This window comes from Pseudomonas sp. DF11, from assembly GCF_058148565.1.
Genome location: NZ_JBYVYN010000002.1, coordinates 146,163 through 160,989, shown reverse-complemented (window position 1 = coordinate 160,989; position 14,827 = coordinate 146,163). Strand labels below are relative to the sequence as shown.

Annotated in this window: 12 protein-coding genes; 4 read left to right on the top strand and 8 right to left on the bottom strand. The window is 61.3% G+C overall.

Annotated features, from left to right (window positions below; all coding sequences use genetic code 11):
* Position 1 precedes the first annotated feature (1 nt).
* The 6 genes from AC30D9_RS07360 to AC30D9_RS07335 form a co-directional block, all read right to left on the bottom strand.
* Positions 2-1,027 (bottom strand): DUF5924 family protein, encoded by a 1,026-nt coding sequence (locus AC30D9_RS07360; protein ID WP_134922209.1) that lies wholly within the window; start codon positions 1,025-1,027, stop codon positions 2-4.
* Between the two features lie 232 nt (positions 1,028-1,259).
* Positions 1,260-2,651: a M16 family metallopeptidase gene (locus AC30D9_RS07355; protein ID WP_307573039.1), complete on the bottom strand. Its 1,392-nt coding sequence runs from the start codon at positions 2,649-2,651 to the stop codon at positions 1,260-1,262.
* 186 nt (positions 2,652-2,837) lie between these two features.
* A complete protein-coding gene (locus AC30D9_RS07350) occupies positions 2,838-4,496 on the bottom strand; it encodes a Na/Pi cotransporter family protein (protein ID WP_109752877.1) in 1,659 nt (552 codons plus the stop codon).
* 337 nt (positions 4,497-4,833) lie between these two features.
* On the bottom strand, positions 4,834-5,601 hold the full coding sequence (locus AC30D9_RS07345; RefSeq protein ID WP_307573042.1) for a TerC family protein: 768 nt from the start codon (positions 5,599-5,601) through the stop codon (positions 4,834-4,836).
* Positions 5,602-5,677: 76 nt separating this feature from the next.
* Positions 5,678-6,985, bottom strand: a complete 1,308-nt coding sequence (locus tag AC30D9_RS07340; protein ID WP_109752879.1) for a CitMHS family transporter — start codon at positions 6,983-6,985, stop codon at positions 5,678-5,680.
* A gap of 423 nt (positions 6,986-7,408) precedes the next feature.
* The gene (locus AC30D9_RS07335; protein WP_307573045.1) at positions 7,409-7,747 is read right to left on the bottom strand and encodes a DOPA 4,5-dioxygenase family protein; all 339 of its coding nucleotides are present in this window, start codon (positions 7,745-7,747) and stop codon (positions 7,409-7,411) included.
* An 84-nt stretch (positions 7,748-7,831) separates the two neighbouring features.
* Here AC30D9_RS07335 and AC30D9_RS07330 point away from each other — a divergent pair, with 84 nt between their 5' ends.
* On the top strand, positions 7,832-8,491 hold the full coding sequence (locus AC30D9_RS07330; protein ID WP_490143794.1) for an NAD(P)-dependent oxidoreductase: 660 nt from the start codon (positions 7,832-7,834) through the stop codon (positions 8,489-8,491).
* 5 nt (positions 8,492-8,496) lie between these two features.
* Here AC30D9_RS07330 and AC30D9_RS07325 read toward each other — a convergent pair whose 3' ends face one another.
* Positions 8,497-9,447, bottom strand: coding sequence for a choline sulfate utilization transcriptional regulator (locus AC30D9_RS07325; protein WP_134922214.1), 951 nt, complete (start codon positions 9,445-9,447; stop codon positions 8,497-8,499).
* A 114-nt stretch (positions 9,448-9,561) separates the two neighbouring features.
* Between AC30D9_RS07325 and betC the strand changes: the two genes are divergently transcribed.
* From betC to AC30D9_RS07310, 3 genes are all read left to right on the top strand, one after another.
* Positions 9,562-11,076: a choline-sulfatase gene (gene betC, locus AC30D9_RS07320; protein ID WP_490143793.1), complete on the top strand. Its 1,515-nt coding sequence runs from the start codon at positions 9,562-9,564 to the stop codon at positions 11,074-11,076.
* A 16-nt stretch (positions 11,077-11,092) separates the two neighbouring features.
* A complete protein-coding gene (gene choX, locus AC30D9_RS07315; protein ID WP_307573053.1) occupies positions 11,093-12,013 on the top strand; it encodes a choline ABC transporter substrate-binding protein in 921 nt (306 codons plus the stop codon).
* Between the two features lie 264 nt (positions 12,014-12,277).
* Entirely contained in the window at positions 12,278-13,846 is a 1,569-nt protein-coding gene (locus tag AC30D9_RS07310) for a SulP family inorganic anion transporter (RefSeq protein WP_490143792.1), read from the top strand.
* A gap of 153 nt (positions 13,847-13,999) precedes the next feature.
* Here AC30D9_RS07310 and aroE read toward each other — a convergent pair whose 3' ends face one another.
* A complete protein-coding gene (gene aroE, locus AC30D9_RS07305; RefSeq protein WP_134922218.1) occupies positions 14,000-14,821 on the bottom strand; it encodes a shikimate dehydrogenase in 822 nt (273 codons plus the stop codon).
* Between the last annotated feature and the right edge of the window lie 6 nt (positions 14,822-14,827).

The following is a 14,827-nucleotide window of genomic DNA, read 5'->3' as shown; positions in this document are numbered from 1 at the left end:
GTCATTTTGCTTCGGGTGTGGCGGCGCTCACATTGAAACGCAGCACACCGATCATCTGGCCATTTTCCGTCAACACCCGCACTTGCCATTTGCCGGTCGGGTCATCCGGGAAGTTCTGTTTGTGGGTCCAGGCGCGATAGCCTTCCTTGCGTCCACCATGGATGTCCAGGGCGATGCGGTCGACTTCTTTGCCATTGAACTGCCAGACATGATAAATCCGCTCATCGAGCCCACGGGGCGCGTTGATGGCCGTGTAGGCGTACAAGCCATTGCCACGAATCTGGGCGGCGCTGACTTCCTTGAGACTGGCGCCCGGCGTGCGGTCCTCCAGTTGGGTGCTGATCGCCACTTCGGTCATCCACAGCGTGGCCGGCGGCACCCAGGAGCGCAGTACCCAGCCGGCGGCGCCAATGCCCAGCGTGATGCACAGGATTGCCAAGGCGTTGCGCACGGTGCGGATCGGGAAGATCGAGGCCAGGCTGGGAAACGACAGCAGCATGGCAATGCCCAGCGCCAGCTTGAAACTCTGGTCAGTGGTCAGGTGCAGGATGACCGGCAAGGCGGTGAGCAGGGCGGCGAACAGCGTCAGCGTGTGCAACGCCAGGAACGCCCAGCGTCGCGGTGCCAGCCATTTGTAGTAGAGCGGGTCGGTGATCGAGATCAGCGCGGCGACCGTCAGCAGGCCGGTGAAAATCAGCTGGCTGCTGTTCCAGGTGGTCGTGATGAAGAAGAACGGCAGGACGAAAAACAGGCTCTCCTGGTGAATCATCTGCGTGGCGTAGCGCAACAGCGGCTGGGGTATTTCCCGCTTGAAAATCCGCGTGAACAGCCGGGTCATGCTGTTCTCGACCATCAGCCAAAGCCAGCTCACCAGCATCAGGATGGCGATCCAGGTCGCCAGGCCCTGCTGGCGGTCCACCAACATGAAACTGCCGACCCCGGAGATGAAACCACCAAGCGCAATGACCCCTGGATAACGCTTCATCAATTCAAGGATGCGCTGGACGTAGAGCGTCAGGTTTTGCATTCGGCGGTTTCACAGTAAGTCGTAGGAAATATCCCTGACAGAGTATCGTCCGGACATCGATGTGACGAGTGCGCACTTTAGTGGCGAGGGGGTTTATTTGTGGCGAGGGGATTTATCCCCGCTGGGCTGCGAAGCAGCCCCACAGACCCCTTGAGTGAAATCGAGCGGCCCTTGATAGCGACTGCTTCGCAGTCGAACGGGGATAAATCCCCTCGCCACAAATGTCCCGAGATCATTCTTCGTGCAGTCGAGCCTTGCGGCGCACCTGCCACACCACCAACCCGAGCAACAGCAACCCCAGCACACCGCCCAACCCCCACACGAGCTCATCATCACTGAGCAGCGGCTTCTCGATGCGCAGGTAACCCGGGTCCTTGAGCAGCTCGCGCAGGGCCACGTTGGCCTGTTCCAGGCTTACCCCCTGCAAGCGCACGGCCGGGTTGGCGAAGCGGCCGTCTTCATAATCGCCCAGGGCGCCCCAATAGTAATCGGCCAGGGCGCTGTTCCCTTGAACCGCCCAGGTCTGATGCGCGATGGCCGCGCGTTTGATGCGCATGAAACTGTCGGGGTCGAGGCCATCCTTGAGCAGCGTATTACGCAGCTCCTCGAGCGCCTGTTCCGCTTGGGGTAGATCCTCGCGGGCCAGGTCCGCGTTCAGGCTGAAAAAGCCAACGCCGCCAAACACCTCGCGCTCGGTCCACGGCCCGTAGGACAGGCCGCGAGCCAGGCGCAGTTGGCGATAGAGCGCCCAGTCCAGGTAATCCTTGAGCAGGTCGAAGGTTTCGTCATGTTGTTCGTCCAGCACCGGCTCCGGGAACAGCCAATGCAGCTTGGCGTTGTTGCCCACCAGGCCACGGATCAGGTTGCGCTTGGTGACCGCTTTGTAGCGGATCTGCGGCAGTGCCTCGTGCGCGCTGGGCTCCACCGGCTCGAGTTCGCCAAAGGCGCGTTCCAGGTAGGCCGGTAGCAGTCGGTCGAGATCGCCGACCACGATCAGCGTCATGTTGTTCGGCGCATACCAGTCCTTGTGCACCTGCTTGAGGCGGGCAAGGGTGAGGTGTCCGACCTCGGCCCGTTCCGCGCAGCGCAGGCCCAACTCAACCGCCAACTGGTTGCTGGCCTTGTGGCCCAGGTCCTGGTGATCGAGCCAGCGTTGCAGGTGGGTGTAGTGGCCGCCGTCTTCGCGTTCCACTACCCGCTTGGCCGCTTCCAGGGCTTTTTCATCGAGGCGGGTGCGGGTCAACAACGCCAGCAGCAGGTCCAGGACTTTGCGTTGATTGCGCGCCGGCGCTTCGATGACAAACGTGGTGTCGGCGTTGCTGGTGAAGGCGTTCCACTCGCCACCCAAGGCTTGCATGCGCTCCTCCAGGCCGCCTTCGCCACTCTCGTCGACGCCGCTGAACAACAGGTGCTCGAGCAGATGTGGCAGTTCCTTGTCGGCACAACTGAAGTCGTCCAGGCCCACGCCAACCACCAGGCGGATCGCCACGTGCCCGCGCTCCGTGCCGGGCTTGAGCATCAGCTGCATGCCGTTGGGCAGCGTATAGCCTTCGACCTGGAACCGGTCCAGGGCGACCACGGGCAATGAGCCAAGCAAAAGAAAGGCGAGCAACAGACAACGCATAAAGGCTTCCTGGCGGCTGAGTGGAGGTCCATGGTGCCGGGCAGGCTGTCATCGGCGGATCGTCGCCCGGAGTCGGCTCGCTCCCCCATCGAAATCTATGCGGTGTTCATGACAGCGGGAGCAGTCGGGCCGGTGAACGGTTTCAGGCCCGAGCCATTGTTACTGACTGACCAATGCGCCAGTCGTTCACGGTGAATGGGTAATGTCGGAAATTTCATCCGCCGCCAGCGCGCCGATCTCGGACGTCTCCAGCACCACATAGGCGCTGCCGCAAAACAGCGAATTGAGGCGTCTCATGTCGGCGATCAGCTCCAGGTGCAGGGAACTGGTCTCCAGGCTTTGCACGACCTTGCGCTGCAAGCGGCTGACATGGGCATGGGCCATTCGCCGTTCCTGCGCGCGAAAGCGCCGTTTCTCACGCAGCAACTGGCGGGCGCTTTCCCGATCGGCACTGAGGAACACCGACAGCCCCAGCCGCAGGTTGGCGATCAAGTGGCTGTGCAGCCCGGCCAGCTCCTCCAGGCCTACCTCGGAAAAGGAGCGCCGTTGCGAGGTCTTCTGCTGCTGGACCTTGCGCAACATGCGCTCGATGAGGTCGCTGGCCAGCTTGAGGTTGATCGCCAGTTCGATGATTTCCGCCCAGCGGCGGCTGTCCTGTTCGCTGAGGTCCTCGCGGGGCATTTGCGCCATGTACAACTTGATGGCGCTGCACAACGCCTCAATGTCGTCACTCATGCGCCGTACTTCCTGGGTGACCGCGGTCTGTTCGCCGCGCAGCACGTCGAGCATGGCTTCGAGCATGTTTTCAATCAGGTCGCCGATGCGCAGGGTTTCCCGGGCGGCGTTCGCCAGCGCCAGGCTTGGCGTGGCGAGGGCCGCGAGGTCCAGGTGCCGGGGCGTGGCCGTGCCATTGGTGTTCGGACGTTCCGGCAGCAACCAGGTGCAGAGCCTGGCCATCGGCGCGACGCTGGGCAGCAGCACCAGGCAACGCACGGCGTTATAGAGCAGATGGAAACCGATGACCGTTTCCTGAGGGCTGAAATCCAGGCCGTCCAGCCAGCCCACCAGCGGATCGAGCACCGGAATGATCAGCAACAGCCCGATCAGCTTGTACAACAGGCTGCCCAGCGCCACCTGGCGCCCGGCGGTGTTCTGCATGCTGGTACTGAGGAACGCCAGGACGCCGCTGCCGATGTTGGCGCCGATCACCAGGCCGATGGCCACTGGCAGGCTGATCACCGCGGCACCGGCCAATGTCGCGGTCAACAGCACGGCTGCCAGGCTGGAATAGGAGATCATCGCGAACAGCGCACCGACCAAGGCATCGAGCAGGATGTCGCCGGTCAGCGAGGCGAAGATCACTTTCACGCCCTGGGCGTGGGTGATGGGGGCGGCGGCTTCGACGATCAATTGCAGGGCCAGGATGATCAGGCCCAGGCCAATGCCGACCCGGCCCATTTGTCCGACGCGGGTCTGTTTGCGCGAGAGGAAAAATATCACCCCGAGGAAAATCAGCAGCGGCGACAGCCACGACAGGTCGAGGGTCAGCACCCGTGCCATCAGCGCCGTACCGACATCGGCGCCCAGCATCGTCGCCAGGGCCGGGGTCAGCGCCATCAGGCCCTGGCCGACGAACGAGGTGACGAGCATGGCCGTGGCGTTGCTGCTCTGGACCATGGCCGTGACCATGATGCCGGCGACGAACGCCAACCAGCGCCGGGACATGTTCTGGCCGATGACATGGCGCAGGTTCGAGCCATAGACCCGCAAGATGCCGGTACGCACGATATGCGTGCCCCAGATCAGCAGGGCCACGGCGGAGAGCAAATTGAGCAGGGTCAGCATGAGGAGCCCCCTGTTAGCGTCCCAAAGGGACAAATTGACGATGCCACATTCTTCTTTCTTGTACTTAAGCTGTAGTTGCCGAACGGTTCGAGCGCCAGCATTGCACAGCTAAAGATGGGTTTGAAACAAAACTGTCATAAAAAACCATTCACCAAAGACACCACGAAACCCTGTGGGAGCGAGCCTGCTCGCGATAGCGGTCTGTTAGCCAATGAAGATGTTGAATGTTGCGGCCTCATCGCGAGCAGGCTCGCTCCCACAGGTTTTGCATCCGGCCACTTTCCGGTGGACATGAAAAAGGGGCTCGAAAGCCCCTTCATTCATTGCCCCGCAACCGTTACTGGCCCGGAACATCCTTACGCAGTTTCACCGGATCCTGCTGCTTGCGCTTGCGGGCGATCGCCGTGCGCATCTTGATGTTGATGGCTTCCACCGCCAGGGAGAAGGCCATGGCGAAGTAGACGTAGCCTTTTGGCACGTGCACGTCGAACGACTCGGCGATCAGCACGGTACCGACCACCAGCAGGAACGACAGCGCCAGCATTTTCAGCGACGGGTGCTTGTCGATGAACTCACTGATGGTGCCCGAAGCCGCCATCATCACCAGCACGGCGACGATGATTGCCGCCACCATCACCGGTACATGGGAGACCATGCCGACGGCGGTGATGACCGAGTCCAGGGAGAACACGATGTCGATGATCGCGATTTGGATGATGGTGTAGATGAAGTTGCCGCCCTTGCCCGAAGGCTCGTCGTTGGTTTCATCTTCGCCTTCCAGCGCGTGGTACATCTCCTGGGAGCTCTTCCACAGCAGGAACAAACCACCGAAGAACAGGATCAGGTCACGACCGGAGATACCCTGGCCGAACACTTCGAACAAGTCGGCGGTCAGGCGCATGACCCAGGTGATGGACAGCAGCAACAGGATCCGCGTGACCATGGCCAGCGCCAGGCCGAAGATCCGGGTGCGCGCCTGCATGTGCTTGGGCATGCGGCTGACCAGGATCGAGATCATGATGATGTTGTCGATACCCAGGACAATTTCCAGGGCGGTCAGGGTAAAGAAGGCAACCCAGATTTCCGGGTTGGTCAGCCATTCCATGTGAGTTCCTTTGAGCGAGTGTTAAACCACGACGCCAGCGATGAGCTGGCGGCGTAGTCGTTTGTTGCCGTTACAGTTACAGAGTGCTGAACAGCGGGAAAGTCCCCAACAGCAATGCCGCAACCAGTATGCACAGGCAGACCAGTACTGCCCACTTCAGGGTGAAACGTTGGTGATCACCGAACTCGATCCCGGCCAGCGCTACCAGCAGGTAGGTCGATGGCACCAGCGGGCTCAGCAGATGGACCGGTTGGCCGACGATCGAGGCCCGGGCCATTTCCACCGCCGTGATGCCGTAGTGGCTGGCCGCTTCGGAGAGTACTGGCAACACACCATAGTAAAACGCGTCGTTCGACATGAAGAACGTGAACGGCATGCTTACCAGCGCCGTGATCACTGCCAGGTACGGGCCGAGGAAATCAGGGATTACCGCCAGCAGGCTTTTCGACATGGCATCGACCATGCCGGTGCCGGACAGGATACCAGTGAAGATACCTGCCGCGAAAATCAGACTGACCACCGACAACACGCTGCCGGCATGAGCCGCGACGCGATCCTTCTGCTGTTGCAGGCAAGGGTAGTTGACGATCATCGCGATACTGAACGCCACCATGAACAGCACGGGAAGCGGCAGGAGGCCGGCGATCAGGGTGCACATCAACGCCAGGGTCAACAGGCCGTTGAACCAGATCAGTTTCGGACGGCGAGCATCCGGGAACTGCGAAACGCTGATTTCGCTGTGATCGATCTCGTCGCCGACCAGGTGCAATTCACCCAGGCGCGCCCGTTCACGCTTGCCGTAGAAGTAGGCAATGACCAGGATCGCCACCACGCCGGCGGCCATGGCCGGAATCATCGGCACGAAGATGTCGGATGGGTCCACGTGCAGCGCACTGGCCGCGCGGGCCGTCGGGCCGCCCCACGGGGTCATGTTCATCACGCCACCGGCAAGGATGATCAGGCCAGCCATGATGCGCGGGCTCATGCCGATGCGGCTGTAGAGCGGCAGCATCGCGGCGACGCAGATCATGTAAGTGGTCGCGCCGTCACCATCGAGGGAAACGACGAGCGCCAGGACGGCGGTACCGACCGAAACTTTCAACGGGTCGCCCTTGACCAGTTTGAGGATCTTGCGCACGGCCGGGTCGAACAGGCCGGAGTCGATCATCAGGGCAAAATACAGAATCGCGAACATCAGCATCACCCCGGTCGGGGCGAGCTTGGTGATGCCTTCGAGCATCATCGGACCGATCTTCGGCGCAAAGCCACCGAACAGGGCGAACAGGATCGGGATGATGATCAAGGCGATCAGCGCGGACAGGCGCTTGGTCATGATCAGGAACATGAACGTAATGACCATGGCGAAGCCAAGGAAAGTCAGCATAGGAAATACTCCAGGCGTGGTGCGGCGGGCAAAGGCGAACCGGACAGGTCAGCGCAGGATGCTAAGCACGGGACGGACGGATGGAGTGGGTGCAGCGGGACGGGTAGCAGCGGACATCAGAATCACCATTGTTGTTGTAAAGGGGCCGAATGAGCCTTTGGGGCTCGCTTCTGGCCACCGGTCTTTTGCCGGTAGTGGGGGCGATCCTAATCGCGCAAGCTTTCAGCCAGCTTTCGCAACGCCAGGGAATGATGAGTCGTGCTGATGCCGCGACGAGCAGTGTTCTTGTGGCGAGGGGATTTATCCCCGCTGGGGCGCGAAGCGGCCCTAATCAATGATCACGCCGTGTCAGCTCAAATGCGTGATGTCCTTTTGGGCCTGCTGCGCAGTCCAGCGGGGATAAATCCCCTCGCCACAGAAACCTCAGGTGCTTGCTTTAAACGCCGAAAGATCCAGCGGCCGCACCGCGCCCATCCAGATCGCGTGCTCGGTGTGGTCCATCAAGTCGTCGCCGGTGTCCGGGTGCATGAAAATCACCAGCCCTTTGCGATTGAGCGCCAACCACGGCAGGACCACGCCGATGTACTGCGGATCGAAGGCCAGCTGACAGCTCCAGTCCGGGTGTGGGCCGACCGGGCGTTGGTGGACGCGGCCCATTTTCAGCGGGAACAGTTGCGCCGCTTCCTCGCACAGGGCCCGGGCCTGGTCGAGGGTGTTGGCGTCGAAATATACGTGGGCGTGATAGCCCTTGATCCGCTGCATCTGTCACTCCTTGAAAAGAGGCCGAACCCTCGCCGTTTTCCGCGGGTCAGAGGCCTTATACGCGGAAAAAAAGGAAAAACAGCCATGAAAAACGCCGAAACCCCGGTCATCAAAGTGGTGCTCTATGGTGCCATGAGCAGCCTCGGCAGTGCGTTGATGGCTGAAATGCTACGACGCCAGCACGAAGTCATCGCCATTCTCGACGATCTCACCGCCCTGGCTCCACGCCCGGGCCTGCGGGCCAAGACCGGTGATCTTTTCGATCCGAAGCGGGTCAAGCAAAGTGTGGCCGGCGCCAGTGCCGTGGTGTGTCTGTTGAACGCGCCAGGGTTGCCGATGAACAGCGAACAAGTGGAGCGCACATTGATTCCCGGCCCCGTAGAGCAAGTATTGGCCGTGGATTCACTGATTGCCGGCATGCAGGCGGTGAATATTCCACGGCTGTTCCTGGTGGGTGACTTCGCCGTGCTCGACGAAGAGCCGACGGATGACGATTTGCAGCGCCACGCCGCCGAAGAAGTACTCGATGCGCTGAAGAACAGCACCTTGCAGTGGACCTTGATCAATGCGCCTTACGCCGCGCCAGGCTTGGGCATCGAACATTTCAGCCAAGTCAGTACGAGCCTGGAACCTGGAATGGCCGAATCCCTGGAGCGGCTCAACCGGGTGGCGGTCGGCATCGCCGATGAGCTGCATCTGAACTTGCATGTGGGCGAGCACGTCAGCTTTGTCGAGGCCGTGTAGGCGCGTTAAACGGCAATGGAAGGCAGCGGCAAGCCCGTCAGCGACTCGGCACTGTTGGCCTGTTCTTCCATCAGCCAATCCACGAATTGCCTGATTAATACGCCGCGCCGTTTACGCTGGGGCAAGACCACGTAATACCCCAGCCGCGACAGCACCGTTTCAGCGATCGGACGACACAGCAGCCCCTGCGCCAATAAGTTATCCACAAGGTGACGCCAGCCGATGGCCACGCCCTGGCCGCCAATCGCCGCCTGGATCAGCAATGTGTAGTTATCGAAGCGCAACTGCCCTGGCGCCGGCGGTGACGTGATGCCCAGCTCGCGAAATACGCCACTCCAATCGAACCAGCTACTGCTGTTGCCCGCGCGCAGGTGCAGCAACGGAAATTCCGCCAAGGCCTGGGCGGGCAAGGGCAGGGGGCGTTCCTTGAGCAACAGCGGGCTACACACGGGAAAGACTTCTTCGCTGAACAGCCAGCGACTTTCGCCTTGTTTGAAGCGACCGTCGCCGAACAGCACGGCAACGTCGATATCGGTCCGGAGCATGTTGTGGTTGCGCTCGCTGGTCACCAGGCTGACGTCCACCTGCGGGTTGGCCGCGTGAAAGCGATGCAGGCGTGGCATCAGCCAATAGGCGGCGAAGGCGAAGTCCGTGGCGACTTGCAGCACCTCATGCTGATGCTGGGCGGTGATCGCGCTCAACCCGGCATCGATGCTCTGCAAACCGGCCTGTACCTGCTCGAACAGGATCGTCCCGGCCTCGGTCAGTTCGATGCCGCGGTAGATGCGGTCGAACAACCGTGTACCCAGCTGCTCTTCCAGGCGCTTGATCTGCTGGCTGATGGCCGGTTGCGTGGTGCCCAGCTCAATCGCCGCCGCCGTGAAGCTTTGTTGGCGCGCTGCGGCTTCAAAGGCGCGGAACAGTTCCAGAGACAGGTCACCCAAGGCGTCATACATAAGCTGTGCTTATCCTAGTCATTATCCTGTATGGGCTTTACCCCAAAACCCGGGGGCTACATGCTCAATCGCAGCAATTTCGCATAACTGCCTACTATGGAATGCCGCGAATACATGAAGCGCAAGAACATTCTTTTCATCATGGCCGATCAAATGGCCGCGCCAATGTTGCCGATCTACGGTCCTTCGCCGATCAAGCTGCCGAACCTGACGCGCCTCGCCTCTGAGGGCGTGGTATTCGACGCCGCCTATTGCAACAGCCCGCTCTGCGCGCCGTCCCGCTTTACCCTGGTGAGCGGCCAGTTGCCGAGCAAGATCGGTGCGTACGACAACGCGGCGGATTTTCCGGCGGATGTGCCGACTTATGCCCATTATCTGCGGCGCCTCGGCTACCGTACGGCGCTGTCCGGCAAGATGCACTTTTGCGGGCCGGACCAGTTGCACGGCTACGAAGAGCGCCTGACCAGTGACATTTACCCGGCCGACTACGGCTGGGCGGTGAACTGGGACGAGCCGGACGTGCGGCCGAGTTGGTACCACAACATGTCGTCGGTATTGCAGGCCGGGCCATGCGTGCGCACCAACCAGCTGGATTTCGATGAAGAAGTGGTGTTCAGGGCCCAGCAGTACCTGTTCGACCACATCCGCGAGGACGGTGACCAGCCGTTCTGCCTCACCGTATCGATGACCCACCCACACGACCCGTACACGATTCCCAAGGCGTTCTGGGATTTGTATGACGACAACGACATCCCGTTGCCGCAGACCCCGGCGCAAACGGAGCTCGATCCACATTCCCAGCGGCTGCTGAAGGTTTATGACCTGTGGGACAAGCCACTGCCTGTGGATAAGATTCGTGATGCCCGCCGTGCCTACTTCGGCGCCTGCAGCTACATCGACAGCAACATCGGCAAGCTGCTGCAGACCCTGGAAGACACCGGTTTGCTGGACGACACCATCATCGTGTTCTCCGGCGATCATGGGGACATGCTCGGCGAAAAGGGCCTCTGGTACAAAATGCACTGGTTCGAAATGGCTGCCCGCGTGCCATTGCTGATCAGTGCGCCGGGGCAGTTCGCCAGCGGCCGGGTGAGTGCAGCCGTGTCCACCGCCGACTTGCTGCCGACCCTGGTGGAGCTGGCCGGCGGCACGCTGGAACCAGGGCTGCCGCTGGATGGCCGCTCACTGGTGCCGCATCTGCAAGGGCAGGGCGGGCATGACGAAGTCTTCGGTGAATACATGGCCGAAGGCACCATCAGCCCATTGATGATGATCCGTCGCGGCCCGTGGAAATTCATCTACAGCGAAGATGACCCATGCCTGCTGTTCGACGTGCGCAACGATCCGAAGGAACTGGAAAATCTCAGCCAATCCCCTGAGCATCAATCCCTGTTCGCCGATTTTCTCGCCGAAGCGCGCGCCAAATGGGACATTCCGACGATTCACCAACAGGTGCTCGCCAGCCAGCGACGCCGCCGTTTTGTCGCCCAGGCGCTGACCCTGGGCAAACTCAAGAGCTGGGACCACCAGCCGCTGGTGGACGCCAGCCAGCAGTACATGCGTAACCACATCGACCTCGACGATCTGGAGCGCAAGGCCCGTTATCCACAACCCTGCCAAAACCAATAACGTAAGGGGCAAACACATGCAAAAGTTATCCACAGTACTGACCGCCGGGCTGTTGGCGTTGAGCAGTGTTTCGGCGTGGGCCGAGCAGAGCTGCGAAACCGTGAAAATGGCCGACCCGGGCTGGAGTGACATCGCCGCCACCAATGCCATCACCGGTTTCCTGCTGGACGGGATGGGCTACAAGGCCAAGGTCGACACCCTCGCGGTGCCGATCACCTTCGGTGGCCTCAAGGATGGCCAGGTGGATGTGTTCCTGGGTAACTGGATGCCTGCGCAGCAGGGCTTCTACGACAAGTTCGTGGCCAATGGCGATGTCACGCAACTGGCCAAGAACCTGGACGGTACGGAATTCACCCTGGCGGTACCGGACTATGTCTGGGACGCGGGTGTGCATAACTTTGCCGACTTGAACAAATTTGCCGACAAGTTCGACAAGAAGATCTACGGCATCGGTTCTGGCGCCCCGGCCAACCTTTCCCTGAAAGAAATCATCAAGACCAATGACTTCGGCATGGGCGAATGGAAACTGGTGGAATCCAGCGAACAGGCGATGCTGGCGGAAGTCTCCCGGGCTGTGAAGAAACAGAAGTTCGTGACCTTCCTCGGTTGGACCCCGCACCCGATGAACGTGCAACTGAAAATGCACTACCTCAAGGGTGGCGAGAAGTACTTCGGCGACACCGGTAGCGTCTATACCTTGACCCGCAAGGGTTATGCACAGGCCTGCCCGAACGTTGGCAAGCTGTTGACCAACCTGAGCTTCACCCAGGAAATGGAAAACAGCATCATGGCCGAGGTGGTGAACAACAAAGTCAGCAACGCCGACGCGGCCAAGGCCTGGATCAAGGCGAATCCGGCGGTGCTGGATAAGTGGCTGGACGGCGTGAAGACGGTGGACGGCAAGGATGCGTTAGCGGCGGTGAAGGCCAAGCTCTGACGATCGGTATGCTCCGCGTACATTCCAGGGTTAACGCGGAGCATCGAGCACAACCCGTTGTGGCGAGGGGATTTATCCCCGTTGGGTTGCGGAGCAACCCTAATGTGTCGCCTCGGTGTGTCAGGACAATGGTGTTCAACTGTCTGGGGTTGCTTCGCAACCCAGCGGGGATAAATCCCCTCGCCACAGATAAAACGCCCTCACCACAGGGAGAGCGGCGCGTTGTCCTGATACCCTTGCCCTAAACCCCATCCTTGAGGCCCCATGGCAATCCCCACCCGCCATTCACTCTTTCCCTTCCTGAGCTGGCTGCCCCGACAGACCCGCGCCAGTGTCGGTCGCGACCTGATCGTCGGCCTGAGCGGTGCGATTCTCGCGTTGCCGCAGTCCATTGCCTACGCCCTGATTGCCGGTTTACCACCTGAATACGGCTTGTACGCGGCGATTGTCCCGGTGCTGATCGCTTGCCTGTGGGGCTCGTCCTGGCACCTGATCTGCGGCCCGACGGCGGCGATTTCCATCGTCCTGTATGCCAGCGTCAGCCCTCTGGCCGTGCCCGCCACTGATGACTACGTGACCTTGATCCTGTTGCTGACGGTGTTGGCCGGTATCTTCCAGTGGCTGCTGGGGCTGTTGCGGTTCGGCGCGCTGGTGAATTTCGTCTCGCACTCGGTGGTGCTGGGGTTCACCCTCGGGGCGGCGGTGGTGATTGCGCTGGGGCAGTTGCCGAACCTGTTGGGCCTCGACCTGCCGAACGAAGCGACGGCGTTGAAAGGTTTGCTGATGTTGCTCAGCCACATCCAGGCTGTGGATAAGCCGTCGTTGCTGCTGGGAATAGGCACTTTGGTGCTGGGAGTGGTGCTCAAGCGCTTGCTGCCGCGTTGGCCGAGCCTGTTGATAACCTTGGTGATCAGCAGCCTGGTGGTCTGGTTGTGGCCGGCGATGTTCGGGCATGTGGCATTGGTCAGTGCCTTTGCCGGGCGCTTGCCACCGTTCACGCCGCTGCCGCTGGACCTGGAGCTGATCCTGCGCCTGCTGCCCGGCGCCGTCGCAGTGGGCATGCTCGGGTTGGTCACCAGTCTGTCCATTGCTCGCTCGTTATCGGTACGCTCCGGGCAATTGCTCGATGCGAATCAGGAGGTGAGGGCGCAGGGGCTTTCCAACATCGTTGGAGGATTTTTCTCCGGATCGTTGTCGGCCGGTTCCTTTACCCGTTCCGGCCTCAGCTATGACGCGGGCGCCTGCTCGCCCCTGGCCGGGGTGTTCTCTGCCTTGTGGGTGGCGTTGTTCGCGGTCGCCGGGGCGAACCTGATCGCGCATATCCCGATTCCAGCCATGGCCGGCAGCATTCTGTTGATCGCCTGGGGGCTGGTGGATCATCGCGGCATCCGCGCGTTATACCGGGTGAGCCGGGCCGAATTCGTGGTGATGAGCCTGACCTGCCTGGCCACGTTGCTGCTGGAGCTGCAAACCGCCATCTATGCCGGTGTGTTGGCCTCGCTGTTCTTTTACCTCAAGCGCACCTCGCAGCCGCGAGTGCAGCATTTTCGCGAAGGGGAAGCGGAGATCCTGCGGGTCGGCGGCTCGATCTTTTTCGGGGCCAGCCATTACCTGCAAGCGCGCTTGCAACGGTTGCAGGCGCAGCGGGTGGTCATCGATGCCCAGCAGATCAACTTCATCGATTACTCCGGGGTGGAAATGCTCCATCAGGAAGCCCGGCGCCTGCTTAGCCAAGGGCGTAGCCTGACCTTGCGCATGGCCCGTCCCCAGGTGGTGGAGGAGTTGCTGAAGTTGGAGGGCGCGCAGAAGTGCCCGATTCACTTTGAGGATTGAAGAAGTTGCAGAGAGCTTAAGGCTCACCGCCTTGTGGGCTCACACACCTGTGGCGAGGGGATTTATCCCCGTTGGACTGCGAAGCAGTTCCAAAAAACGGGGCCGCTTCGCGCCCCAGCGGGGATAAATCCCCTCGCCACAATAGCCTAAAGCCTAGAGTGCCAACTGGCGGCGCAGTTCGGCCAGCACCGGCGCGGTGTCAGGGCGTACGCCACGCCACAGGTAGAAGGCTTCGCCGGCCTGTTCGGCCAACATGCCCAGGCCATCCATCGCCACCGCCGCACCGTGTTCGCTGGCCCAACGGCAGAATGAGGTCGGTTCCTTGCCATACATCATGTCGTAGCAAACCGTCTTGCCCGGCTCGATCAAGCTTGTGGCAATCGGCGGCACGTCCCCCGACAGGCTTGCGGAGGTGGCATTGATGATCAGGTCCACCGGTTCTTGCAGCCAGTCGAAACCACTGGCCGAGACCGGGCCCAGGTCGGCGAACAATTCGGCCAGTAATTCGGCCTTCTCCACGGTGCGATTGGCGATGATCACCGAGGCCGGCGCTTCGGCCAGCAGCGGTTCCAGGGCGCCACGCACCGCACCGCCGGCGCCCAGCAACAGGATGCGCTTGCCCTTGAGGTTGAAGCCGGCGTTGACAGTCAGGTCCCGGACCAGCCCGGCGCCGTCGGTGTTGTCCCCCAGCAGGCGGCCGTCAGCCAGTTTGCTCAACGTATTGACCGCTCCGGCCCGCTGGGCCCGCTCGGTCAGGCTGTCGGCCAGGCGGAAAGCGTCTTCCTTGAATGGCACCGTGACGTTCGCCCCACGGCCCTCGCGGAAAAATTCCCGCGCGCAGCCGGCGAAATCCTCCAGGGGCGCCAGCAGAGTGCCGTAGTCCAGTGCTTGCCCGGTTTGTTCGGCGAACAGGCGATGGATCAACGGCGACTTGCTGTGGCCGATCGGGTTACCCATTACAACGTAGCGGTCCATGGATAA